The organism is Pontibacillus yanchengensis Y32, assembly GCF_000770635.1.
Lineage (GTDB): Bacteria > Bacillota > Bacilli > Bacillales > BH030062 > Pontibacillus > Pontibacillus yanchengensis.
This window is the reverse complement of the sequence record NZ_AVBF01000012.1, coordinates 18,746-44,061: the sequence shown is the minus strand read 5'-3', so window position 1 is coordinate 44,061 and position 25,316 is coordinate 18,746. Positions and strand designations below refer to the sequence as shown.

General features: G+C 38.4%; 20 protein-coding genes and 1 pseudogene. 20 read left to right on the top strand and 1 reads right to left on the bottom strand.

Features of this window, described 5'->3' with window-relative positions; translation table 11 throughout:
• From tdh to N782_RS06165, 17 genes and pseudogenes are all read left to right on the top strand, one after another.
• Entirely contained in the window at positions 1-1,047 is a 1,047-nt protein-coding gene (gene tdh, locus N782_RS06245) for an L-threonine 3-dehydrogenase (RefSeq protein ID WP_052111201.1), read from the top strand.
• A gap of 122 nt (positions 1,048-1,169) precedes the next feature.
• A complete protein-coding gene (locus tag N782_RS06240; RefSeq protein WP_036817531.1) occupies positions 1,170-2,345 on the top strand; it encodes a glycine C-acetyltransferase in 1,176 nt (391 codons plus the stop codon).
• A gap of 902 nt (positions 2,346-3,247) precedes the next feature.
• Positions 3,248-4,762 (top strand): annotated as a pseudogene (locus tag N782_RS06235) (IS1182 family transposase); the annotation flags it as partial.
• Positions 4,763-5,116: 354 nt separating this feature from the next.
• Positions 5,117-6,679: a tRNA (N6-isopentenyl adenosine(37)-C2)-methylthiotransferase MiaB gene (miaB, locus tag N782_RS06230; RefSeq protein WP_036817530.1), complete on the top strand. Its 1,563-nt coding sequence runs from the start codon at positions 5,117-5,119 to the stop codon at positions 6,677-6,679.
• A 3-nt stretch (positions 6,680-6,682) separates the two neighbouring features.
• On the top strand, positions 6,683-7,111 hold the full coding sequence (locus N782_RS06225; protein WP_036817525.1) for a YlbF/YmcA family competence regulator: 429 nt from the start codon (positions 6,683-6,685) through the stop codon (positions 7,109-7,111).
• Between the two features lie 222 nt (positions 7,112-7,333).
• Positions 7,334-7,894 (top strand): outer spore coat protein CotE, encoded by a 561-nt coding sequence (gene cotE, locus N782_RS06220; protein ID WP_036817524.1) that lies wholly within the window; start codon positions 7,334-7,336, stop codon positions 7,892-7,894.
• A 295-nt stretch (positions 7,895-8,189) separates the two neighbouring features.
• A complete protein-coding gene (mutS, locus tag N782_RS06215; protein WP_036817523.1) occupies positions 8,190-10,787 on the top strand; it encodes a DNA mismatch repair protein MutS in 2,598 nt (865 codons plus the stop codon).
• A gap of 35 nt (positions 10,788-10,822) precedes the next feature.
• A complete protein-coding gene (gene mutL, locus N782_RS06210; RefSeq protein WP_036817587.1) occupies positions 10,823-12,664 on the top strand; it encodes a DNA mismatch repair endonuclease MutL in 1,842 nt (613 codons plus the stop codon).
• 21 nt (positions 12,665-12,685) lie between these two features.
• A complete protein-coding gene (locus tag N782_RS06205; RefSeq protein ID WP_036817522.1) occupies positions 12,686-12,892 on the top strand; it encodes a hypothetical protein in 207 nt (68 codons plus the stop codon).
• Positions 12,893-13,039: 147 nt separating this feature from the next.
• Positions 13,040-13,969: a tRNA (adenosine(37)-N6)-dimethylallyltransferase MiaA gene (gene miaA / locus N782_RS06200; protein ID WP_036817521.1), complete on the top strand. Its 930-nt coding sequence runs from the start codon at positions 13,040-13,042 to the stop codon at positions 13,967-13,969.
• Between the two features lie 44 nt (positions 13,970-14,013).
• On the top strand, positions 14,014-14,238 hold the full coding sequence (hfq, locus tag N782_RS06195) for an RNA chaperone Hfq (protein WP_036817520.1): 225 nt from the start codon (positions 14,014-14,016) through the stop codon (positions 14,236-14,238).
• Positions 14,239-14,354: 116 nt separating this feature from the next.
• On the top strand, positions 14,355-15,284 hold the full coding sequence (gene spoVK / locus N782_RS06190) for a stage V sporulation protein K (RefSeq protein ID WP_420805580.1): 930 nt from the start codon (positions 14,355-14,357) through the stop codon (positions 15,282-15,284).
• A 195-nt stretch (positions 15,285-15,479) separates the two neighbouring features.
• On the top strand, positions 15,480-16,724 hold the full coding sequence (hflX, locus tag N782_RS06185) for a GTPase HflX (protein WP_036817517.1): 1,245 nt from the start codon (positions 15,480-15,482) through the stop codon (positions 16,722-16,724).
• Positions 16,725-16,739: 15 nt separating this feature from the next.
• Entirely contained in the window at positions 16,740-17,981 is a 1,242-nt protein-coding gene (locus tag N782_RS06180) for a methionine gamma-lyase family protein (RefSeq protein ID WP_036817516.1), read from the top strand.
• A 242-nt stretch (positions 17,982-18,223) separates the two neighbouring features.
• Positions 18,224-18,631 (top strand): MerR family transcriptional regulator, encoded by a 408-nt coding sequence (locus N782_RS06175; RefSeq protein ID WP_036817515.1) that lies wholly within the window; start codon positions 18,224-18,226, stop codon positions 18,629-18,631.
• A 42-nt stretch (positions 18,632-18,673) separates the two neighbouring features.
• Positions 18,674-20,011 (top strand): type I glutamate--ammonia ligase, encoded by a 1,338-nt coding sequence (gene glnA, locus N782_RS06170; RefSeq protein WP_036817513.1) that lies wholly within the window; start codon positions 18,674-18,676, stop codon positions 20,009-20,011.
• Positions 20,012-20,317: 306 nt separating this feature from the next.
• Positions 20,318-20,968, top strand: coding sequence for a BA5345 family protein (locus N782_RS06165; RefSeq protein WP_036817511.1), 651 nt, complete (start codon positions 20,318-20,320; stop codon positions 20,966-20,968).
• Positions 20,969-21,061: 93 nt separating this feature from the next.
• Here N782_RS06165 and lexA read toward each other — a convergent pair whose 3' ends face one another.
• On the bottom strand, positions 21,062-21,691 hold the full coding sequence (gene lexA, locus N782_RS06160; RefSeq protein ID WP_036817508.1) for a transcriptional repressor LexA: 630 nt from the start codon (positions 21,689-21,691) through the stop codon (positions 21,062-21,064).
• Positions 21,692-21,993: 302 nt separating this feature from the next.
• On the opposite strand from lexA, the gene N782_RS06155 reads away from it, so the two are divergent.
• From N782_RS06155 to tkt, 3 genes are all read left to right on the top strand, one after another.
• The gene (locus N782_RS06155) at positions 21,994-22,644 is read left to right on the top strand and encodes a YneB family resolvase-like protein (RefSeq protein ID WP_036817506.1); all 651 of its coding nucleotides are present in this window, start codon (positions 21,994-21,996) and stop codon (positions 22,642-22,644) included.
• Between the two features lie 176 nt (positions 22,645-22,820).
• Positions 22,821-23,054: a DUF896 domain-containing protein gene (locus tag N782_RS06150; protein ID WP_036817503.1), complete on the top strand. Its 234-nt coding sequence runs from the start codon at positions 22,821-22,823 to the stop codon at positions 23,052-23,054.
• 267 nt (positions 23,055-23,321) lie between these two features.
• On the top strand, positions 23,322-25,316 hold the full coding sequence (tkt, locus tag N782_RS06145; RefSeq protein WP_036817502.1) for a transketolase: 1,995 nt from the start codon (positions 23,322-23,324) through the stop codon (positions 25,314-25,316).

Below are 25,316 nucleotides of genomic sequence, written 5' to 3'. Positions count from 1 at the left end.
ATGGATGGAACAATGAAGGCGATTGTTAAACATCATCAAGGTGAGGGAGCTCAGCTTCAAGAAGTACCAATTCCAGCAATTAGGGAGAATGAAGTGCTTATAAAAGTGAAAGCAACCTCCATTTGTGGAACAGATGTTCATATATATAACTGGGACGAGTGGTCAGCAAGTCGAGTGCATACACCGTATGTATTTGGGCATGAGTTTGCAGGAGAAGTGGTTGAAATTGGAGAACATGTTACTATGGTAGATGTTGGAGATTATGTTAGTGCAGAAACCCACATCGTGTGTCACAAATGTCCTCAATGTTTAACAGGTCAATATCATATTTGTGAGAACACACAAATTATTGGAGTAGATACACAAGGGTGTTTCGCTGAGTACGTTGCACTTCCGGAGAGTAATCTTTGGGTGAACCCATCGGATATGCCAACGGACATTGCATCTGTGCAAGAGCCAATGGGGAATGCTGTTCACACTGTTTTAAACGGGGAAGTTGCTGGTAAAAACGTTGCAATCATTGGATGTGGACCTATTGGATTAATGGCAGTAGGCGTAGCAAAAGCAGCGGGAGCTTCTCAAGTTCTTGCGTTTGATGTTAATCCATATCGCTTACAGTTAGCAGAACAAATGGGTGCTACGACAGTAATACATTCTGGTAACGAGGACCCCGTGGAAAGAGCTAAGTCGTTAACGAATGAGCATGGTGTAGACGTTGTTTGCGAAATGAGTGGCCATCCAAAAGCGATGGATCAAGGCTTTAAGATGATTACAAATGGCGGTCGTGTTTCAATTCTAAGTCTTCCGGTAAGACCAGTTACACTTGATGTAACGAATGATATTGTATTCAAAGGCGTACAAGTTCAAGGGATTACTGGGAGAAAAATGTTTAAAACATGGCAGCAAGTGTCAAGGTTATTACAATCTAAGCAAGTTGACTTAGCTCCGATTATAACCCATCACTTACCATTAGAAGAATTTGAAAAAGGATTCTCACTAATGAATGCGGGACAATGTGGAAAAGTAGTATTACACCCAAATGAATAAGTAACCATTAATAAGGCTGTTTTCGTAGCTTGTTTAGCTTCATATTGTTGAAGTCTATTTTTACGGTGTGAAGAAATATCCATGCTTTACCCTAGTTTTATCAAAATAAGGAGGTAATGACTGTGAAAGGATTTGAACATATTCAACAAGAATTAGAAGACATGAAGAAAGAGGGGACATTTCGGGAATTAATACCGTTAGAGTCAGCCCAAGGTTCTCGTGTAACAATTAAAGGAAAAGATGTAATACAGCTATCTTCCAACAATTATTTAGGGTTAACATCTCATCCTCGTATGAAAGAAGCTGCTGAAAAAGCTATTAGAACATATGGTGTTGGAACTGGCTCTGTACGTACCATTGCTGGGACTTTACAAATGCATGAAGATTTTGAAGAGAAACTCGCTAAATTTAAGCATACGGAAGCAGCTCTTGTATTCCAATCAGGGTTTACAACAAATCAGGGTGTTCTATCTTCTATGTTAACAGATCAAGATGTCGTTATATCGGATGAACTGAATCATGCGTCTATAATTGACGGAATTCGTTTGACAAAAGCAGGACGTAAGATTTATAAGCATGTTGATGTAGATTCTCTTGAAGAAAAGTTAAAAGAGTCTGTTGACTACAGAACTAAATTAGTCGTAACAGATGGTGTGTTCTCAATGGATGGTAATATTGCGCCGTTACCTGAAATTGTCGAAGTCGCTGAAAAATATGGAGCTCTTGTAATGGTAGATGATGCTCATGCAAGTGGTGTTCTAGGTGATAATGGACGTGGAACCGTAAATCATTTTGGTTTAGATGGACGAGTACATATTCAAGTTGGCACATTAAGTAAAGCAGTTGGCGTGTTAGGTGGATATGTTGCTACAACGAAAGTTTTGAAGGATTACTTAATTCATAAAGGTCGTCCATTTTTATTTAGTACATCCCATCCTCCAGCAGTAACTGCAGCATGCGACGCAGCTGTGGATGTTTTGTTAGAAGAACCTGAACTGATTGATAAACTGTGGGAAAACACAGAGTTCTTTAAGAAAGGTTTAGAAGAGCTTGGTTTTGATACTGGCATTAGCAAAACACCAATCACACCTGTCATGATAGGTGATGATGCGTTAACTCATAAATTCTCTGATGAGCTGTTTAATGAAGGTGTCTTTGCACAAGGTATTGTGTTCCCTACAGTACCTAAGGGAAAAGCTCGTATTCGTACGATTGTAACAGCAGAGCATTCACAAGAAGAATTACAAGAAGCATTAGATGCCTTCCAACGTGCGGCTAAAACGCTAAATATTTTATAATAATTTTTGAACGGAATTTCAAGATGATAAAACATTTTCCTTTAAGAGCTTGGATCTAGTATCCAAGCTCTTTTTAACTGTTTATTCTATATTAGCCCCCATTATGTTGAAGACTTGAGTTCGAGATATTTTAAAAAGTATTGGGTCCGATACTTAAATAGTGGAGGGGGGTTACGGTGGAACAACTCGCTTTCCTGAGGGCGAGCTGGTGAGCCTTCTCACTCGCTTCGCTCCCTCAGGGGTCTCACCACCCTCTTTCTCCTGCGGGAGTCTCGCAGTTCCCCCTTCACCCCCATCAGGGTAATGACTATCGGACCCCCGGTTAAATGTAGTCTCCTCCGAACCGAAAAGCTTTTATTTTCAATGGAAACCTTCTTATGTTACCTCTTGGGAGTAATATGATTTTGCATATATGGTACTGTATATGGAAGGGATTCTGATTTAGTACTAATAGTGAGTTTTTCTGAATTACCAATTTGTTATGACTACATTGTGATACTAGAACTTATTAGTTTGGAGAGCATAATTCAGAAGATATGCGTCTACCTCTATCACTCAAATCTGGCCATGTTTCCGTTTATCACAACAAAAGCAAAGGTGGCCTGGGAACGACGAGACTCCCGCCGGAGAAAGAGGTAGGCAAGATCCCCCTGAGGGCGTTTTCCCCGAAGGTAGCTTGAGAAGTGGAGGTTCGACTAAAGCCGTCACATCGTGTGACAACGTCGAACGACCCTACGTCGTGTAGGGCCGCCGGCAGGACGCGAGTTGTTCCCGAGGCCACTGAAAAACATCTACTAAAATAAGGAAAATGAAATTCATTATAATAAAAGGCATTAAAAAAACCTCCCTATTTGGTAGAATTGAATTGACGAGAAACAAACACCAAAAAAGGAGGTTTTATCATGCTCGCTTATGATAATAACCAAGCAAGCTTTCATTCCGTATTATACAATAAAATTCCGCAAGACCATACCCTCGTGTTGATAAACGAGAATATTGATTTCTCTTTCATCAATCCTCTTTTAGAAACATCCTACTGTAAGTATTATGGCCGACCTGCAAAAGAGCCAGAATTATTGATCAGGATTTCCATCATTCAATACCTCTACAATCTCTCAGACCCTGAAGTCATTGCAGAAGCCAATTTAAATATTGCTTATCTTTACTTCTTGGGGATCAACCCTGAAGATGATGACAAACTCCCGGACCCTACTACCCTTTGTAAATTTCGAAAACATCGTCTTCAGGAATGTTCAGTAGATGATATTTTACAAGAAATTGCACGCCAGTGCGTAGATTTAGGTATCATGGAGGGGAAAAGTTTAACCATTGATTCCACGCATGTTGAAGCAGGTACGTCTCAACACACCCCTGAACGAGTCATGAAAAAACTAGCTCAGAACATCCAAGGAACCCTAGAAGAAGAACATGGGTCTATCCCAGAGGAAATCAATCAAGAAATACCAGATATAAAGGATACTGAAGACTACAGGGAAGCCAAAATGACAATGAAATCCTACTTGGAAGAGATGATGACCCAAGTGGAGACACTTGGGGAGATGCCGCAAATTCCAGAGACGAAAGCGATGATGGATATCGCTAAAGACATACTCCAAGATCCCAAATTCCTTCAAGCCAAAGGAACTCGATCCGTAATAGACCGTGACGCTCGAGTTGGTCATAAAAAGAAAAACCACCGTTTCTTTGGTTATAAAGTAGAGTTTACGATGACGGTACCAGAATATATTATTACGGCTGTTCATGTAGGGAATGGATCTTATGTAGATGGAACAATGTTTGAGAAGCTTCTAGAACGCACAAAAGCTACGGGAATGACCATTGAGGAAATACTTGGAGATAAGGCGTATTTCAAGAAGGAAATTCTTGATCGAATTCAAGGTATAGGTGCAACACCTTACATTCCTATAAGCGAAATGGCTTATCGAGTTCATGAACGCTTTACATATAATAAAGATTCGGATGAATGGTTCTGTGAACAAGGTAATAAGACCGTAAAGAAAGCTCATAAAAAGCGAAAGAGTGGTCAGCAGGAAGCTCTAAAGTATTACTTTGACATGGAGACATGTCGAAGCTGCCCGATTAGACAAGAATGTGTGGAAAGAAACCGTCCACGAAAGATATTGGAAGTAGGGGCGAATGCACCTGAGTTCTTTGAACATAAAGAATTCCAAAAGTCCGATCATTTCAAGGAAACATATAAAAAACGGGCTTCACAGGAATGGAAGAATGGGGAGATGAAAAATTTCCATGGATTAGGTTGTGCTAGGGGGTACAACCAATTAAGTATGTCTAAACAAGCGAAATTCACGGCATTAGCCGTCAACATGAAGAGGATAGCGAACCTCCTGTCCTCTTCATGTGAGGTTTATGGGAAAATAATCACCAATTTATTGGATGAAACAGCTGAACAGAAAAATATCTCTAAAAATTGCGGTCTAAAGAAGCCTGAAAATACCCCACTTTATCAGTGGCCTCGTTGTTCCCAGGCCACCTTTATTCCAATTTAAAGCTAAGGAAACATTCCTCATTTTATGACAGTTAATTACTCAGAAACCCAAATTATCTCAAATCCAAGTCTTCAAGTTTATGCCTTTTATACCGAAGAAAGGGTGTCATTCGCTAAAGTAGTATTATTCAAGTTTTAATAATGTTCTGTTAACCAAACCTTCTTTACAACGAAATCTTTATTTTTATCTTTGAGACTGATATAATATTACAGTTAGAGAGATCGTGTGAAAGGAGTTCTCTGAATGAATGAACAACAGAGAAAAGAAATGAATCAAATAAAGGACAATCCAGCGGACAAAAAATCCGTCGAGGATAAACCGTTAAGTGAAAAAACATCTGAAGACTTTGCGAAATATTTTGAGAGCACGTATCAACCTCCTTCTTTAAAAAGCGCTAAAAAGCGTGGGAAAGAAGATGTAAATGTTCATTATGACTTTGAAATTCCTGAAGACATTCAAGGTATTGGAGAAGGAAAGAAATTCTTGATTCGTACGTACGGATGTCAGATGAACGAACATGATACGGAAGTTATGGCTGGTATATTGTCAGAGATGGGCTATGAGTCCACGACAGATCAGCATGAAGCAGATATCATTTTATTAAATACATGCGCAATTCGTGAGAATGCTGAAAATAAAGTGTTTGGTGAAATTGGGCATCTGAAGGCATTGAAACGTGAAAAACCAGACCTGATTTTAGGCGTATGTGGCTGTATGTCACAAGAAGAATCCGTAGTCAATCGCATTCTTCAAAAGCACCAATTCGTAGACCTTATTTTCGGTACACATAACATCCATCGTTTACCTCAGCTTGTACAAGAAGCGATCTTTGGTAAAGAAATGGTTGTGGAAGTTTGGTCAAAAGAGGGCGACATCGTAGAAAACCTCCCTCGTCAACGTAAAGGAAACATAAAAGCATGGGTTAATATCATGTACGGTTGTGACAAGTTCTGTACGTACTGTATTGTTCCGTACACGCGAGGAAAAGAGCGAAGTCGTTTACCTGAAGACATCATCCAAGAAGTACGCCAGCTAGCAGCGCAAGGTTACAAAGAGGTTACGCTTCTTGGTCAAAACGTAAATGCTTATGGGAAGGATTTTGAGGATCGTACCTTTGGTCTTGGTGACTTAATGAATGAAATTCACAAAATTGATATTCCACGTGTGCGATTTACGACCTCCCATCCTCGTGACTTTGATGATCGTTTGATTGAAGTATTAGCTCAGGGTGGTAATCTTCTAGATCATATTCATCTTCCCGTACAATCAGGAAGCTCTGAGGTTCTAAAAATCATGGCTCGTAAATATACACGTGAACGTTATCTAGAGTTAGTAGATAAAATTCGTGAAGCGATGCCAAACGCTACACTAACAACTGACATTATTGTAGGCTTCCCTAACGAAACGGAAGAACAGTTCCAAGAAACGCTCTCATTAGTTGAAGAAGTCGGTTTCGAAGGGGCTTATACCTTCATTTATTCTCCTAGAGAAGGAACTCCTGCCGCTAAGATGCAAGATAATGTTCCAATGGATGTGAAGAAGGAACGGTTACAACGCTTGAATGCTGTAGTTAACCATCAGGCGGCGCAAGCAATGAAGAAATATGAAGGAGAAATTGTAGAGGTGTTAGTGGAAGGTGAGAGTAAGAAAAACGCTGATGTCTTAGCTGGTCATACTCACCGCAACAAGCTCGTTAATTTCCGTGCTCCACGTTCTACAATTGGTGAAATTGTAAAAGTAAAAATTACGAATGCAAAAACATGGTCTCTTGATGGAGAACTGTTAGAAACAGCAGAGGTGAAATAACAGATGGCAAATTATACACGCGAGGAAGTAATTGAAAGAGCGCAAGGTCTAGCAAAAGCGATGAGTGAAACTGATGAAATTGATCGTTTTAAGCAAGTAGAAGCAAAAATTAATGACAATAAGAAAGTGCAAGATTATATTAGTCGTATTAAAGCTTTGCAGAAACAAGCAGTTAACTTTCAATATTATGAAAAAACACAAGCCTTGAAAAAAGTAGAAGCAGAAATTGATCGATTACAGGGAGAGTTAGATGCCATTCCTGTTGTTCAGGAATTTAAAGAAACACAAACAGATGTGAATGACTTTTTACAACTTGTTACAAGCACGATAGCAAATGAAGTTACGAATGAAATTATTCGTGAAACAGGTGGGGACCTTTTACAAGGTACAACAGGCTCTTCCCTTGATACTGGCGACTCTTGTGACCATTAATTTTCTTTACAGAAAGAACATCCTAATCAAAGGATGTTCTTTTTTTATGGACTTTCCTCAACTTTTCGTACATTTTTATGGGCGCTTGCATAGAATGAACTAGGAACGAAAATTGTTTTGTTCATTTGCTATGATTGTGAGTTTTTTTCATTCCTTTTTGCACTTCGGGCTAATGTCTCGCATAGGATGTCAATGAACAAAGAAGGAGGAGGTTGGGCTCTCATGTCATTTTTTGATCAAGAGTATCGTGAGATCATAACAAAGGCAGTGTGTGGTAAAGGGCGTAAATTTACGCAGGATACTAATACTGTTACACCATCTCATCGCCCAACAAGCATTTTAGGGTGCTGGGTTATCAACCACATTTATAATGCAAAGAAAAAGGGCGATTACGTAGAGGTTTTAGGTAGTTATGACATCAATGTTTGGTATTCTTATAATGATAATACCAAAACAGAGGTTGTGACAGAGAAGGTTCATTACACCGATAGAGTTCCTCTATCAGTCAAAGATGAAAACTGCTTAGATTGCGATTTTGAAGTGCTTGCTCGTGTGGTACAGCAACCAAATTGTTTGGAAGCGCGTATTGCTAACCAAGGACATAAAATTGTTGTTGAGGTAGAGCGTGAATTTATCGTAGAAGTTGTCGGAGAAACAAAACTATGTGTCAAAGTAGATCCAGATGGATGTCTACATGATGATGACGACTGGCACTATGATATTTCAAGCGATGATTTTTCAAGTGTTGATCCAGATTTCCTTGCTCATGAAGAAGAGGAATAAGGCAGGGAATCAATGGCCCTTTACAACATGTGGAGGGTCTTTTTGTTAGGAAAAAATAAAGATCTGACATGCCTTTATGTGGCAGTCAGGTCTCTTTTTTTTGAGTTTTGAGTTATAATTCTATAACACCCAATTCGTGGTAAAAATTAACCGGTTTACGACCTTTTCTAAGCTAGATGGTGTTTGCAAAGCTTACTTAAGCTTTCACATCTACATAATTTCATCGGTTAGAGACAACGATTTCGATATGATATAATAAAGGTTATGAGAAAATATCCATGTTGGAGGATACATGATGGCAAACTATACACCAATGATGCAGCAATATTTGAAGATAAAGGCTCAACAAAAAGATGCCTTTTTATTTTTCCGTTTAGGAGATTTTTATGAATTATTCTTTGAGGATGCCACAAAAGCCGCTCAAGAATTAGAAATAACATTAACAAGTCGCGAAGGTGGGGAAGACGGGCGCATTCCAATGTGTGGTGTACCGTATCATTCCGCAGCTAACTACATAAAGAACCTTGTGGAGAAAGGATACAAAGTAGCTATTTGTGAGCAAGTGGAGGATCCAAAAGAAGCTAAAGGAGTCGTGAGGCGAGAAGTAGTGCAGCTTGTAACTCCTGGAACAGTAATGGATGGTGTTATGCTTGATGAAGAAGAGAATAACTACCTTGCTTCTTTAACTCCATTTGATGATGGAACTTTTGTCATTGCATACAATGATTTAACCACGGGAGAGAATAGTGTTGCTATGCTCACAGATGGATTTGATGGTGTGCTAAGTGAGTTGTTTAATCGCCCTGTTAAAGAAATTGTGGTACCTACTGATTTATCCGCTGAATTCCAAACTTCTTTACAAGATCGTTTAGGAGTGACTATATCTAAGGAAGATCGCACTGAGATAACAGAAGACTATCAATCTCTTATTCAACACTTACATCAAGATAAATTGAAAATTGGCTTTGGAAGACTTTTTTATTATATTCAAGAAACCCAAAAGCGATCGATGGAACACTTAAAAGAAGTACAATATATTGAATTAAATCAATTTATGAAACTTGATATGTACTCAAAAAGAAACCTAGAGTTAATGGAAACGATACGTAAACAAGGGAAGAAAGGTAGTTTACTTTGGGTGTTAGACCATACGGTTACATCAATGGGATCAAGAATGTTAAAAAAATGGATAGAACGCCCTTTATTAAAGAAGCAGTTAATTGAAGAGAGATATAATCAAGTTGAAGGGTTTTTGGAACAGTTCTTTGAGCGGGAAACACTGAGAGAGGCTCTCCAATCTGTCTATGACCTTGAAAGATTAGCTGGTCGTGTTTCTTATGGAAATGTGAACGCAAGAGACCTCATTCAATTAAAGCAATCAATTGGTAAAATACCAGAAATTAAGTCTATTCTTCGCTCATTCTCCCAGCCTGAATTAAAAAAACTAGGTGATCAATTACACCCTCTACAAGAGGTTTATCAATTGTTGGATGAGAGCATTTATGATGATCCTCCCATTACCATTAAAGAAGGTGGGTTAATTAAAGATGGCTTTAATAATCAACTGGATGACTACCGTGATGCAGCACGCAATGGTAAACAGTGGATAGCCGAATTAGAGAGGAAAGAACGGGAAGCGACCAATATCAAATCACTAAAAGTTGGTTATAATCGCGTTTTTGGTTATTATATTGAAGTAACAAAAGCAAATTTACACCATCTTCCTGAAGGACGGTATGAACGAAAACAAACCCTTACCAATGCAGAGCGGTATATTACACCAGAGCTTAAAGAAAAAGAATCGTTAATTCTTGAAGCACAAGAAAAAAGTGTAGATCTGGAATACGATATGTTTCTTAAGGTGCGAGATCAAGTGAAGGCGTATATTCCTTCACTACAACAACTTGCAGAGCAAATATGTAGCATTGATGTGCTTCAAGGTTTTGCAACGGTAAGCGAACAAAACCAATATGCAAGACCAGAGTTAGTGGACAATCGGGATATTTACATCGAACAAGGACGCCATCCTGTTGTAGAAAAGGTTATGAAAGATGATACGTTTGTGCCAAATGATGTGAATATGCAAGATGAGTCAGATATATTGCTTATTACAGGTCCGAACATGAGTGGTAAAAGCACGTATATGCGGCAGCTAGCTTTAACAGCTGTTATGGGCCAGATTGGTTGTTTTGTTCCATGTTCCTATGCTCGACTACCGATTTTTGATCAAATATTCACCAGAATCGGTGCGGCCGACGATTTAGTGTCAGGACAAAGTACGTTTATGGTGGAAATGATGGAAGCTAAGCATGCTTTAACAAAAGCTACCGATCGAAGTCTGATTTTATTGGATGAAATTGGACGCGGAACAAGCACCTATGATGGTATGGCATTAGCACAAGCTATCGTGGAATACATTCATGAGCATATTGGTGCCAAGACGTTATTCTCTACTCATTACCATGAACTAACGGAACTAGAAAACTCCTTAAACCATTTAACCAATGTTCATGTACGAGCTGAAGAGTACGAAGGGAAGGTTGTCTTCCTTCATCAAATTCAAAAAGGGGCTGCTGATGAGAGTTACGGCATTCATGTAGCAAAATTAGCCGAATTACCGGAACCTCTTATCGACCGGGCCAATGCAATTCTAAAGCAATTAGAAGGTTCATCTGAAATGAGTGAGTCCCCCTCTTATAGTCTTGAAGAGGACCAACAGCTTACGTTATTTGAACCAAAAGAAAAAACTGTGCAAGTTGAAGCGGAACAAATGAATACAAAGGATGAAACCAAAGTGATTCAACAACTGAAGGACTTAGACCTTTTAGAGTTAAACCCTATAGAAGCCATGAATCATTTGTATCAGTTACAGAAACAGCTTAAGAAACAATAATAAAAGGAGGGAGCACGTTGGCAACCATCCGTCAAATGCCAGATACGTTGGCAAACAAAATAGCAGCCGGTGAAGTGGTCGAACGCCCTTCATCGGTTGTGAAAGAATTATTAGAAAATAGTATTGATGCTGGCAGTAGCTGGGTGAAAGTGGAGCTAGAAGAGGCTGGGCTTTCAAGAATTAAAATCATGGACAATGGAAGTGGTATGTCGGAAGATGATTGCGAGCGGGCTTTCCTTCGTCATGCTACAAGTAAGATTATTGATGAAAATGATCTGTTTCGTGTTCAGACGCTAGGATTTAGGGGGGAAGCCCTCGCAAGTATTGCTGCTGTAAGTCGCTTAACACTAAAAACATCTACTGGAGATGAAGCTGGAACACATCTCTATCTAGAAGGTGGCCAATTAAAAGAAAAAGATAAAAGTGATGCCAGGCAAGGATCTGAAATAACGGTAGAAGAATTATTTTTCAATACCCCTGCCAGACTTAAATACATGAAGACGATTCATACAGAGCTTGGTCATATTACAGATGTTTTAAATCGAATGGCTCTTTCTCATCCAGAAGTTCGGTTTGAATGTTGGCATAATGAAAAACGCTTATTTCAAACCAATGGTCGGGGTGATGTATTGCAAGTCATTGCTCAAATCTATGGGATGAATACAGCGAAAAAAATGATTGCTATCGAACATGAAACACTTGACTTTACAATAAAAGGTTATATTGCCAAGCCTGAAGTTACTCGTGCGTCTAGAAATTACATTTCGACCGTTATTAATGGGCGATATATTCGCAATCCAGCTGTCAACAAGGCTATTCTGCAGGGTTATCATACATTACTTCCTATAGGTCGTTATCCATTAGTAGTCTTGCAAATAGACATGGATCCAGTCCTTGTTGATGTCAATGTTCATCCAGCTAAATTAGAAGTAAGATTCAGTAAAGAAAAGGAATTATTTGATGCGGTAAGAGATGCTGTAACGAAAGTGTTTAAGCAACAAACGCTAATCCCAGAAGTGGATCAACCTCCACAACGAACCAAAACAAAAGATACATCTGTACAAGAATCTTTTTCATTAGATTCATCTGAAAAGGAACGTTCCACTTCCACAGACGAAAGGGAACAGAAAATAAAACCTGAACATCCATTGGTACGGGAGTCTGCCCCTACACCTTCATGGTTGGAGCAGGAAACAGAACCTGACCCTATTGAGACTGCTATAGTATCCTCTTCTAGTAAAGAAGAAGGTAATGAGACTAAACAGGAGGAATCCATTTCACCTGGTAAAACATCTAGAGTCCCTGTTATGTATCCGATAGGTCAATTACACGGAACGTATATACTAGCTCAGAATGAGAATGGACTTTACATCGTGGATCAGCATGCTGCGCAGGAACGTATTAAATATGAATTTTTCCGAGATAAATTAGCTGTACCAGAAAAAGAGGTTCAGGAATTGTTAATGCCAATGACTTTCGAGTTTACAAAGGCAGAGGCTATATTGATCGAAAATCATCTTGAGGATTTGGCGAAAGTCGGATTATTTCTGGAACCTTTCGGAGATAAGACTTTTATTGTTCGCTCCCATCCACAATGGTTCCCGAAAGGGCATGAACAAGAAGTAATCCAGGAAATGATTGATCAAGTTTTAAATGAACAAAAGGTTGATGTATTAACTCTTCGGGAAGAAGCGGCTACCCTTATGTCTTGTAAACGATCTATAAAAGCAAATCATTATTTAAATGATGGAGATATGACAAAATTATTAGAAGACTTACGACTGTCAACGGATCCCTTTACTTGTCCACATGGACGTCCTATTATAGTTCATTTCTCAGAATATGAGATGGAAAAAATGTTTAAACGAGTAATGTAGTAACCGAAAAGGAGGTACAGTATGAATAGAGAACTTCTTCATGAGCGTGTATATGCTTTGAAATACGTTTTAGAAGGTGGACAGGTGGATCTAGGGTCCGTTCAACGGGAAATTGAACAGGATTTAGATCAAGTAAAAACAGCTAAGGATGGGATGATTGATCCAGAAACTGTTTCACCTAAAATAATTGAAATTGTGAAAGCTACTTTGGACCAGGAACAGCATTAATAACTAGAAAGGGAGTCCTCTCCTTAATTAGAAGTATATTGATGGTATATGATTATTTATGTTTAAGGGGAGCTATTCCTTTTATTCTTATGAAAATCCGTGTATAATATAGAACGAATGTTCGAAATCTAGGATAGGGGTGCACGTATGAAGCAACCTGTTGTCGCCGTAGTTGGACCTACTGGAGTAGGTAAAACTAAATTAAGTGTTGAAATAGCTAAACGCTTTAACGGTGAAATCATAAGTGGTGATTCCATGCAAATCTATAAAGGGATGGACATTGGGACTGCGAAAGTTACAGAAGAAGAAAAACAAGGTATTCCACACTATATGGTTGATATTAAAGATCCATCTGAGACATTCTCTGTTGCTGAATTCCAACAACTCGTACAAGGGTATATTGACGAAATAGCAGCCAAAGGAAAACTGCCAGTTATTGTAGGAGGGACAGGGTTGTACATCCAATCTGTTCTTTACGACTTTCAATTTTCCGAGCAACAAAGAGATCAACAATTTGTATCGATGCTGGAGAGGCAAATTGAAGAAGAAGGGATAGCCCCACTTTATGATAAGTTAAAGAAAGTGGACCCTGTACAGGCTGATAAAGTACACCCGAATAATAAACGTCGGGTCATCCGGGCGTTAGAAGTCTATGAGAAATCAGGACTTACGATGACTGAGTATCAGCAGCAACAGAAGCAAGAATCTCCATATGATCCTATTCTAATTGGTTTGAATATGGATCGTGAGGAACTTTATACTCGTATCAATCGCCGCGTGGATAATATGATTCATGAGGGTCTCGTCAATGAAGTGAATTCCTTGTACAGTAAAGGTCTAGAATCAGCACAAAGTTTACAGGCGATAGGATATAAAGAATTCCTCCCATACATATACGGAGATATACCGTTAAGTGAAGCTATCGAAAACTTGAAATTACACTCAAGACGATATGCCAAACGGCAATTAACCTATTTTCGCAATAAGCTTGACGTAAACTGGTACATCATTTCTGAAGAAAATGTGAATAAAAAGTTTGAAGAAATTTTGGATGAATTAGCAGGAAAGCTGCCATAAGCATCGAATGTTACCAATACAGATAGAAAAGAGGAGGAAGTCTCATGGCGCAATCAGTAAATATTCAAGATCAGTTTCTTAATCAAATTCGGAAGGATCACGTACAAGTGACCATCTTCTTAACCAACGGATTTCAGCTTCGCGGAGTCGTGAAAGCTTTTGATAATTTCACCGTTTTACTAGAAGCGGATGGAAAGCAACAATTAATCTTTAAACATGCTATCTCAACATTTGCTCCAATGAAAACTGTAACATTGGACAAGGAATAAGTTTTACACTAAGCGAATGCTCTCGGGCGTTCGCTTTTCTTCTTTTAGTAAAAATAGGCGATTATCACACATCCTTATCATTGTGCGTATAATGTTGATGAATGAGGGGTGATAACGTGGATACACAAGTAACGTATAAAAAGAACGGTCAAGTCAATGTAACGCTTCAAGAGAGCCGAGTGCCCACGACTAAACCACAAGGGAAGGCCTCGAACTCATACTTAACAAACCCTTTTCAAACAATTGACGATGAATTTGATGAATTTATTGGTTTAGACCAATTAAAGGGTACAATCAAAGAAATATATGCTAGCATTATAGTGAATCAAAAGCGTCAAGAAGCTGGTTTGAAGCCATCTAAGCAAGTATTGCACATGATGTTTAAAGGTAATCCTGGTACGGGCAAAACGACCGTAGCTAGGAAACTTGCAAAGCTATTTCATGAAATGGATGTCTTGTCTAAAGGGCATTTCATTGAAGCTGAGCGAGCTGATTTAGTTGGCGAATATATTGGGCATACAGCTCAAAAAACTAGAGATTTAATTAAAAAGGCTATGGGTGGCGTGTTATTCGTAGATGAAGCCTATTCGCTAGCACGTGGGGGAGAAAAGGATTTTGGTAAGGAAGCAATTGATACTATGGTGAAGCACATGGAAGATTCCCATAATGATTTTATATTAGTGCTCGCTGGTTACCCTAATGAAATGGATCAATTTCTTCGTTTGAATCCTGGTTTACAATCTCGTTTTCCGATTATATTAGAATTTAAAGATTATACAATTGAAGAATTGTTAACTATTGCTCGAAAAATGGTTGCAGAAAGAGAGTATGCTTTAGCTAAGGATGCTGAATGGAAACTAAAGGACCACTTAATCCGTAAACAGCAGATAAAGGGTCATAGTTTTTCAAATGGTCGTTATATTCGTAATATTATTGAACAATCAATTCGAAAGCATGCGATGAGAGTCATGAGACAGAATCGGTACTCTCATCATGAGCTTGTCACTTTAACGAGCAAGGATATTACGTTTGAGGCAAATGTATAAAGGAAAAGGACGAATCCCCCTATAAGCAAACGGTATGCTGACATCATCCTGGTATGTAACATACCAGGATGTAATGTCAGAAACACGTCGTCGTTCGCTTTCGGGATGTAGGTTTGGTATGATATTTATTACCAAGCTTCATTCTTACATGACTACATATACCTAATAAATTTACTTGATAAAAGAGGGATACATATGGAACAACATGAACGAGTTCTTGTGGCCGCCTGTCATTTACCTTCTCAAGATGAGGAGCGGTTTCAATCATCGTTAGAAGAACTGACATCCTTGACGGAAACTGCACATGGTGTAGTCGATAAAATTGTTACTCAAAAACGTCAAAAAATCCATCAAGCTATCTATATGGGTGAAGGTAAAATAGAAGAAATTAAAGCATACATAGATGAAAGAGGCATCGAGTTAGTCATCTTTAATGATGAGCTATCACCCGGACAAATGAACAACTTGGCAGACCACCTGGAAGTGAGAATCATTGATCGTACACAGTTGATTTTAGACATTTTTGCACAACGTGCCAATACAAAAGAAGGTAAGCTTCAGGTGGAGCTAGCACAATTACAATATATGCTACCGAGAATTTATGGACAAGGTAAAAATTTATCCAGATTAGGTGGTGGGATTGGAACAAGAGGCCCTGGTGAAACGAAGCTGGAAACGGATCGTCGACATATTCAACGTAGAATTGATGATATTAAACGTCAAATTCAGCAAGTCGCCACTCAACGGCAGCAATACAGAAAAAGACGTAAAGAAAATAAAGCTTACCAAATAGCTATAGTAGGCTACACAAATGCTGGGAAATCAACCTTATTTAATCGCATTACAAATAGTCAATCATTCGAAGAGAATCAATTGTTTGCAACGCTTGACCCATTAACTCGACAAGTACAGTTACCAAGTGGATTCCAAGCGCTAATGTCAGATACAGTAGGGTTTATACAAGATTTACCCACCACATTGATTGCAGCATTTCAGTCAACCCTTGAAGAAGTAACAGAAGCTGACTTCATAGTACATGTGGTAGATGCTTCCCATGCGGATCATATCCAGCATGAAGAAACAGTTCAAAAACATTTAAAAGAACTAAAAGCAGATCACCTCCCCATGCTAACCGTATATAACAAAAAGGACCTGTTACAGGATCAATTTATTCCTGTCACGTTACCAGCTGTTACGATTAGTGCTTATGATCCAATTGATATCAAACGTCTATTTGACAAAATAGAAGAAGTGTTGTTGAAAGAATGGGAACCATTTCAAACTTACGTTCCAGCAACGGATGGTGAATTGTTACACCGATTAAGTAAACATGCAATTGTTCGAGAGAGGGACTTTTTAGAAGAAGATGAACTTTATTTTGTGAAGGGATTCATCCATCCTGAGCATCCTTTGTACCATCAAATAAGAAAGAGACAATAAAGGGGAAACAGCAACATGAACACGCAAGAGATTAATCAGATAATTCATCAAACAGAACAAGATGTACAAGCAATTCACCAACAAATTGATAAGCTTGTTGAGAAAAACCAAGAGCACGTTCTTAAGGCTTTTCAAACTCATCAGGTGAGTGATGGACATTTTAATTCTACTACTGGCTATGGGTATGATGACTTTGGACGCGATAAGCTCGAAGAAGTCTATGCAACTATATTTGGAGGCGAAGATGCTCTTGTTCGGCCGCAAATCGTATCAGGTACTCATGCTATTACAATAACATTGTTTGGTTTATTACGACCGAATGATGAATTGCTTTATATAACTGGGAGACCATATGATACTTTAGAAGAAATTGTAGGAGTTCGTGGTCATAACAATGGATCGTTAAAGGATTTCCATATTGGTTATAGTCATGTAAATTTAACCAATGAAGGAGTAGTAGACTATCAAAGTGTACAGGAGGCTATAACTAGTCGAACAAAAGTTATTGGTATCCAACGTTCCAAAGGATATGCAGATAGACCCTCTTTCACAATAAGCGAAATAGAAGAAATGATTCGCTTTGTAAAAGAAATTGATCCCTCCATTATTGTATTCGTAGATAATTGTTATGGAGAGTTTGCAGAAGAAAAAGAACCTCTTCAAGTTGGTGCAGATATTATCGCTGGATCGCTTATTAAAAATCCTGGTGGAGGGATTGTAAGAACAGGAGGCTATATCGTGGGACATGCGCACTTAGTAGAACATTGTGCTAATCGTCTTACTGCTCCTGGATTAGGAAAAGAAACAGGGGCAAGTTTACATAGTTTGCAAGAAATGTTCCAGGGTATATTTTTAGCTCCTCACGTGGTAGGGGAAGCAATGAAGGGTGCAGTTTTTACTTCTAGATTTCTTGATAAGCTTGGATATACTACTTCTCCTGCGTATAATGCTTATCGAACCGACTTAATACAATCCGTTACCTTTCATACAGCTGAGGAAATGATTGCGTTTTGCCAAGAAATACAGCATGCTTCTCCTATCAATTCACATGTAAGACCTTATCCAAGTGACATGCCAGGGTATGAAAATGATGTCATTATGGCAGCGGGTACCTTTATTCAAGGGGCAAGTCTTGAGCTTACCGCGGATGGTCCCATACGCCCACCTTATATGGCTTTTGTTCAAGGTGGCTTGACATATGCACATGTTAAAATAGCCATAAAAGCTGCAGTCAAGAAACTATTAACAGAACACTAAACTATGATTCCCGTCCATAATTTAGACTACCTCACATTAATGTGCTAGTTTTGTGAGGTAATCTAACTTTCTTACATAAAAAATCACATTTATCCTGACTATTATGTACAGTTTGTGGTTTAATTTGAGTTGAGAATATAGAAATATTAATTATGTAAAAAAACCTAACATTCATTGACAGAAGTTAAAACATTGAATACAATAAAATTATGTAAACGACTAGTAAAGGAGGGCAGATTCTTATGAAAGATGAGATGCGTAGAACAATGCCGCTATTTTCGATCGGAATTGTAAAATCGCTTACAGAACTGTCAGCCAGGCAAATTAGATATTATGAAGAGCATCAATTAATTAACCCAGCTCGAACAGAAGGGAACCGTCGTTTATTTTCATTTAATGATGTAGAACGCTTGCTTGAAATAAAATCTTTAATTGAAAAAGGGATTAACCTTGCAGGTATTAAGCAAGTCTTAACCATTCAAGAACCAGAAACGCCTGAAGTAACGTACACAGAAGATGATATTCAAGAAGCTCAAGAAGAATTATCTGAGAAAGAATTGCGCAAAATGCTTAAGAATGAGTTGTTTCAAGGCAATCGATTTGGTAAGTCTTCGTTGCGTCAGGGAGAATTATCACGATTCTTCCATTAAATAAACGCATTTATTACTACATTACAGGAGGAATATGAAAATATGGCTTCGAAATTCACTAGAGAACAAATTTGGAAAATGATTGAGGAAGAAAACGTAAAATTCATCCGACTACAATTCACAGACCTTCTAGGTACTATCAAAAACGTAGAAATTCCAGTTAGTCAGTTAGACAAAGCATTAGATAATCAAATGATGTTTGACGGTTCTTCCATCGAAGGATTTGTTCGCATAGAAGAATCAGATATGCTACTACACCCAGATTTGGACACATTTGTTGTGTTCCCATGGACTTCAGAAAAAGGGAAAGTAGCTCGTTTTATTTGCGACATCTGTAACCCAGATGGAACGCCATTTGAAGGGTGCCCACGTTATAACTTAAAACGGAACCTTAAGAAAATGGAGGAGCTAGGATTCTCTGCGTTTAACCTAGGTACGGAGCCAGAATTCTTCCTATTTAAATTAGATGAAAAAGGCGAACCTTCTATGGAGCTTAATGACAGAGGTGGTTATTTTGACCTTGCTCCAACAGACTTAGGCGAAAATTGCCGACGCGATATCGTTTTAGAACTAGAGGAGATGGGTTTTGAAATTGAAGCATCTCACCACGAAGTAGCACCAGGTCAACACGAGATTGATTTCAAATATGCCGATGCGATTAAGCACTGTGATGATATTCAAACGTTTAAACTTGTGGTGAAAACAATTGCTCGTAAGCATGGTTTACATGCGACATTTATGCCTAAACCATTGTTTGGCGTTAACGGTTCAGGGATGCATGTGAATATGTCTCTTTTCAAAGATGGAAAAAACGCATTCTTTGATGAAAAAGGGGATCAGCAATTAAGTCAGACAGCTTATCAATTTATTGCTGGCGTTGTAAAACACGCAACAAACTTTACTGCTGTTACAAACCCAACCGTCAACTCATATAAGCGTCTAGTACCTGGATACGAAGCACCATGTTATGTGGCTTGGTCCGGGCAAAATCGTAGTCCATTAATTCGTATCCCAGCTTCTCGAGGTATGAGTACTCGTATTGAAGTACGTTCTGTGGATCCATCAGCAAACCCTTACTTAGCGATGGCGGTACTACTTGCATCTGGTCTTGATGGTGTTGAGAACAAATTACAAGCCCCAACACCAGTTGATCGTAATATCTATGTCATGGACAAAGAAGAGCGCGTGAAGCATGGGGTTCAAGATCTACCTGCTACACTAGCGGATGCACTAGAGTTACTGAAAAAAGATGAGAAAATGGTCGAAGCTTTAGGAGAACACCTATATGAGCATTTTATTGAATCAAAAGAAATTGAATGGGATATGTTCCGTACACAAGTCCATCCTTGGGAGCGCGAACAGTATCTAAGCACATATTAATTTGCAAAACCCTTGAGGCTTATGTAGCTTCAAGGGTTTTTTATAGCTTTATAGCAATTAAATTCTCTGCTATAAATACAACATCGAACTATATCACTTTCAGCACTAGTTACGAGTGAAATAAACACTTGTACGTTGTTCTAGCTTGGAAGGTTTTCACTAGGTTGGACATTCTATGAAACTATAGTATGAAAAAATGATAGATAGTCCGAGTAACAAGGAATAAGGACTCATTTTGATGGGGATTGAAAGGATATTGTTCATGGTTATGGAATGTTAAAAATAGGGGCAGTTAGGAGGATAGTTATGAATGTAGAAAGTAAGTATATCATTAGATGGGGAATACCAGGATGGTTAATCATAATTTACTATCTTTTATTGGACCATGCTTTTTCAAAACAAAAAGTGTATTATTTGGATAATCCACCTCCAATTGAGGTTATAGTGGCATTGTTAACGGCTGTTTCGTTTGGTCTCATTGTGGGTTACCTATTACATCAAGCTTATTTTGCAATGGAATGGATATTTGGCAGAGGTTCGCAGGAGGTTTCTCTAGAAATTAAACAAGTTTTAGAGGGTGCTGGTCTTCATTATGGAATTGAAAAAGAACCAGAACGGCAGTATTTTTATTTTGAATATCTTTGGCAGAAATCATTAGCTAACATCCAAACTTCACATAAAATGGAATATCTATCGGCGCGATATAGACACTTATTGACAAAGACGCAGGAGTTAGGTGTTCTGCGCTTTAGTATCATTATTTGCCTTATCATAACAGGGTACTTCATTCTTTTTGAAAACATGTTACTTTTAGGGATATGCTTATTTATTATTCTTGGAATCCTTCTGTTATTTGTACATAAAGCACATCGTTATTTCACAAAAAACACGCACTATTTTATGGCCTATAATCTAAGGGATCTTTTACGTGAGCAAAAAGAGCTTAATAAACATTAGTGAGTGATTAGAAAAATGGAAACTTATATTAAGAAGAGCTGACCTATAATAGGTCAGCTCTTCTTGTTTTAATAAATGATAGGTGTATAGAAATTAATGGATATGACGATATAGTCCAACTACCCGACCTAATATACTAATGTTTTGAACGATAATTGGATCCATTGTAGCGTTTTCTGGCTGTAAGCGAATATGGTTAGGTTCTTTAAAGAAGCGTTTAACTGTCGCCTCTTCTTCCTCTGTCATAGCGACTACTATATCACCATTTTGAGCGGTCTGCTGTTTACGAACAATGACCATATCTCCATCTAGGATACCAGCTTCAATCATGCTTTCCCCTTGAACAACTAGAACAAATATTTCGTCATCGGCTGCTGCAAGAGTATCAGGAAGAGGTACGTATTCTTCAATATTCTCAATAGCTGTTATCGGCATTCCTGCAGTAACTTTACCAATAACAGGTGCATAGGTCGCTTCTCCTTTAGGAATATGTGTGCCGTTACCTTCTTCCAATTCTAGTACTTCAATTGCCCTCGGTTTTGTTGGATCACGTCTAATGTAGCCTTTCTTTTCTAATCTAGCAAGATGTCCATGAACTGTGGAACTAGAAGCTAGACCAACAGCTTCGCCAATTTCTCTTACGGAAGGAGGATATCCTTTTTCAAGTACACGGTCTTTAATGAAATCTAGTATTGCTTCCTGCCTTTTTGATAGTTTAGTCATAATATTTACACCTCGTACATATTGTTGTATTACCGACATTATACCATGCTTGGTAAGGATATACAAACATTCGTTCGTAAAATCTGTTGACAAGAACGAATGTTCGTATATAATAGGTGTTAGAAGAAAGCGAACAAAAGTTCTTATTCTATGGAGGCGATTATTATGTTTCAAAATCTATCGAAACTTGACGTAGCTTATATCTTATTATTTGTAGCCAGCTTAGGATTTATGTATTATGCTATGGTGACGAGTTAGATAGAGTGCTCGTAAGAACCTATTTTGAAAGGTAAGGAGAAACTATGAAAGCTATCATCTATTGTCGCGTAAGCACCGAAAAAGAAACACAAGTATCCTCCTTAAAAAGACAACGATTAGAATTAGAAGAACTAGCCCAAAATTATAACTTTGAAGTTATTAAAATTATAGAGGAACAAGCTAGTGGTTATGACGTAGAGCGGGAAGGTGTATTTGAACTATTAGAAATGATAACGAGTGGAGAAGCGGATGTTTTATTAATTCAAGATGAAACCAGACTAGGGAGAGGTAATACCAAGATTGCTCTTTTTCATCAATTGAATAAGTTGAATGTCCCTATCTACACTGTTACACATAATGGATCATTACAATTATCCGAATCAGACTCCATGGTTTTGCAAATCGTTGGTGTCGTAGAAGAATATCAAAGAAAGATTCATAATATAAAAATAAAAAGAGGGATGAAAAAAGCTATAGAGAGCGGGTTTAATCCTGCAGATAATCTATCTAATCAAGACATGGCACATGGTAGAGAACGAAAGGAGTTCCCAGTGGAAGAAGTTGAAAGACTGCGTAAGAATGATTTAACCTTTTCTGAGATTGCTGCTACATTAAGAGGTATGGGATATAATGTCTCAAAAGCAACCGTACATAGAAGATATAAGGAGTTTCAATCACTTGAAAAAAGCGAATAAAAACGTTACTATTAATATCGAGCAAGGCAAGCACTCTTTTATGGGACTTGCCTTTTTTCAATGGATATTAAAAAATATTGAGCGGTTAGTTCCATATATTTTCACTTATTTAATATGAATTAACGTTAGCCAAGTAGCGACTTGTTTGATTCATCTAAGAAAAGGAGAATAAATACATGCTTTCTCAAGAGAAAATTGATCGTATAAATGTGTTAGCCAATAAGTCCAAAAATGAAGGACTAAGTAAAGGAGAACAAGAAGAACAACAACAATTACGTCAGGAATATTTGAAGAATGTTCGTAAATCATTCAAGAACCAACTGAATTCTGTAAAAGTTGTTGATCCAGAAGGAAATGACGTAACACCAAACAAGCTAAAAGAAGAAAAAGAACGTAATAAAAAGCATTAATTTATGATCCCGTTACACCTATGTAACGGGGATTTTTTTAATGTACACCAGGAAATCTTTAAACTGTTGGCTAGTGTATAACTATTTTTTATTAAGAAAATTAAGTAATAAAAAGCATAAAGTTTACAAGTGGTAACATCCTAATATATGTGACAATTGAGGGAATTTCTATTTTATTTATATAGAATGGTTGTCACTTAAACGATTTCATTATAGGATTAAATTGTTACATAGTATGTACACAAGAAGATCGAAAGGGGTAGTTTCATGTCAGAACTAATCGAACAACAATCTATTAATACCATCCGCACGTTATCCATAGATGCGGTTGAAAAAGCACAATCAGGACACCCAGGAATGCCTATGGGAGCAGCGCCAATGGCGTACACACTATGGACGGAGTTCATGCAACATAATCCAAAGCATTCTTCATGGTTTAACCGTGATCGCTTTGTTTTATCAGCAGGGCACGGTTCCATGCTTTTATACAGCTTACTGCACTTATCAGGTTATAATGTTAAGATGGATGATTTAAAAGAGTTCCGTCAATGGGGTTCTAAAACACCTGGTCATCCTGAGTATAAACATACGGATGGGGTAGAAGCTACAACAGGTCCGCTTGGTCAAGGAATCGCTATGTCTGTTGGTATGGCTATGGCCGAAACGCATTTAGCTGCCAAGTATAATAAAGATAACTATCCAGTTGTTGATCATTATACGTACGCAATTTGCGGTGATGGAGATTTAATGGAAGGTGTCTCTCAAGAAGCAGCATCTCTTGCTGGCCACCTTGGTCTAGGAAAACTTGTGGTTCTTTATGATTCTAATGATATCTCTCTAGATGGTGATCTTCATCGTTCATTCTCAGAAGATGTCGAGAAAAAATTTGAAGCATACGGATGGCAAGTTCTTCATGTAGAAGATGGAACAGATGTTGCAACTATTCGCGAAGCACTTCAAAAAGCGAAAGAAAATACAACACAACCTACGATGATTGAAGTGAAAACAGTTATCGGATATGGTTCCCCTAATAAATCAGGAAAAGCTGCTTCCCATGGTGCTCCACTAGGGGATGAGGAAGTACAGGCAGCCAAAGAACACTACAATTGGGAGCATGAGCCTTTCCATGTACCAGCTGATGTATATCAAGATTTTGAAACGAAGGTACGTACAAAAGGTGAAGAAGCAGAGCGTAATTGGAACGAATTATTATCCCAATACAAAGAAGCATACCCAGAACTAGGTGCAGAATTTGAATTAGCAATTCATGATGAGCTTCCTGAAGGTTGGGAGGATAAACTTCCTAGTTTCACTCCTGGAGAAGATAAAGTCGCTACACGTGCAGCTTCTGGTGAAATGATTAATGCTCTATCAAAAGAGGTACCTTATTTCTTTGGTGGAAGTGCTGACCTTGCAGGGTCAAATAAAACGACAGTAAAAGAAGAAGAAGACTTCTCTCGTAATAATTACGCTGGTCGTAACATTTGGTTTGGCGTACGTGAATTTGCTATGGCTTGTGCCTTGAACGGAATGGCACTACACGGTGGATTAAAAGTGTATGGTGGTACATTCTTTGTATTTAGTGACTATATGCGTCCAGCTATTCGTCTATCTGCTCTAATGGGAGCACCGGTTACGTATGTGTTTACCCATGACTCTATTGCAGTAGGCGAAGATGGTCCAACTCATGAACCAATTGAACAATTACCATCATTACGAGCAATGCCAAACCTTTCTGTAATCCGTCCAGCAGACGGTAATGAAACTCGTGCTGCTTGGCGCTTAGCACTTGAATCAAATGAGCAAGCAAATGCGCTTGTGTTAACACGCCAAGGCCTTCCAACACTTGAGGGAACCAGCTATGAAGGTGTTAAGAAAGGTGCATACACGATTAGCCCTGCTCAAAAAGAACAAGCAGATGCGCTTCTTCTTGCTTCTGGCTCTGAAGTTCAATTAGCTGTTCGAGCTCAAGAAACACTTCGAGAAAAAGGAATCGATACTAGTGTAGTAAGTATGCCTTCTTGGGATCGATTCAATGTCCAAGACAAAGCATACAAGGAAGAGGTACTTCCAAGCTCTGTTAAGAAGCGTCTTGCTATTGAAATGGCTTCTCCATTAGGTTGGGAACGTTATGTAGGTGATGAAGGCGATGTTCTTGGTATTGATGGCTTTGGTGCCTCTGCTCCAGGCAATACGATAATGGAAGAATATGGATTTACTGTAGAGAATGTTGTAGAAAAAGTAGAGAACCTATTTAAGTAA

Excerpts from the sequence above, each read along its gene's own strand:
- tdh (WP_052111201.1), top strand. The coding sequence starts at position 1 with ATGGATGGAACAATGAAGGCGATTGTTAAACATCATCAAGGTGAGGGA.
- miaB (WP_036817530.1), top strand. The coding sequence starts at position 5,117 with ATGAATGAACAACAGAGAAAAGAAATGAATCAAATAAAGGACAATCCA.
- N782_RS06225 (WP_036817525.1), top strand. The coding sequence starts at position 6,683 with ATGGCAAATTATACACGCGAGGAAGTAATTGAAAGAGCGCAAGGTCTA.
- cotE (WP_036817524.1), top strand. The coding sequence starts at position 7,334 with ATGTCATTTTTTGATCAAGAGTATCGTGAGATCATAACAAAGGCAGTG.
- mutS (WP_036817523.1), top strand. The coding sequence starts at position 8,190 with ATGGCAAACTATACACCAATGATGCAGCAATATTTGAAGATAAAGGCT.
- mutL (WP_036817587.1), top strand. The coding sequence starts at position 10,823 with ATGCCAGATACGTTGGCAAACAAAATAGCAGCCGGTGAAGTGGTCGAA.
- N782_RS06205 (WP_036817522.1), top strand. The coding sequence starts at position 12,686 with ATGAATAGAGAACTTCTTCATGAGCGTGTATATGCTTTGAAATACGTT.
- miaA (WP_036817521.1), top strand. The coding sequence starts at position 13,040 with ATGAAGCAACCTGTTGTCGCCGTAGTTGGACCTACTGGAGTAGGTAAA.
- hfq (WP_036817520.1), top strand. The coding sequence starts at position 14,014 with ATGGCGCAATCAGTAAATATTCAAGATCAGTTTCTTAATCAAATTCGG.
- hflX (WP_036817517.1), top strand. The coding sequence starts at position 15,480 with ATGGAACAACATGAACGAGTTCTTGTGGCCGCCTGTCATTTACCTTCT.
- N782_RS06180 (WP_036817516.1), top strand. The coding sequence starts at position 16,740 with ATGAACACGCAAGAGATTAATCAGATAATTCATCAAACAGAACAAGAT.
- N782_RS06175 (WP_036817515.1), top strand. The coding sequence starts at position 18,224 with ATGAAAGATGAGATGCGTAGAACAATGCCGCTATTTTCGATCGGAATT.
- glnA (WP_036817513.1), top strand. The coding sequence starts at position 18,674 with ATGGCTTCGAAATTCACTAGAGAACAAATTTGGAAAATGATTGAGGAA.
- N782_RS06165 (WP_036817511.1), top strand. The coding sequence starts at position 20,318 with ATGAATGTAGAAAGTAAGTATATCATTAGATGGGGAATACCAGGATGG.
- lexA (WP_036817508.1), bottom strand. The coding sequence starts at position 21,691 with ATGACTAAACTATCAAAAAGGCAGGAAGCAATACTAGATTTCATTAAA.
- N782_RS06155 (WP_036817506.1), top strand. The coding sequence starts at position 21,994 with ATGAAAGCTATCATCTATTGTCGCGTAAGCACCGAAAAAGAAACACAA.
- N782_RS06150 (WP_036817503.1), top strand. The coding sequence starts at position 22,821 with ATGCTTTCTCAAGAGAAAATTGATCGTATAAATGTGTTAGCCAATAAG.
- tkt (WP_036817502.1), top strand. The coding sequence starts at position 23,322 with ATGTCAGAACTAATCGAACAACAATCTATTAATACCATCCGCACGTTA.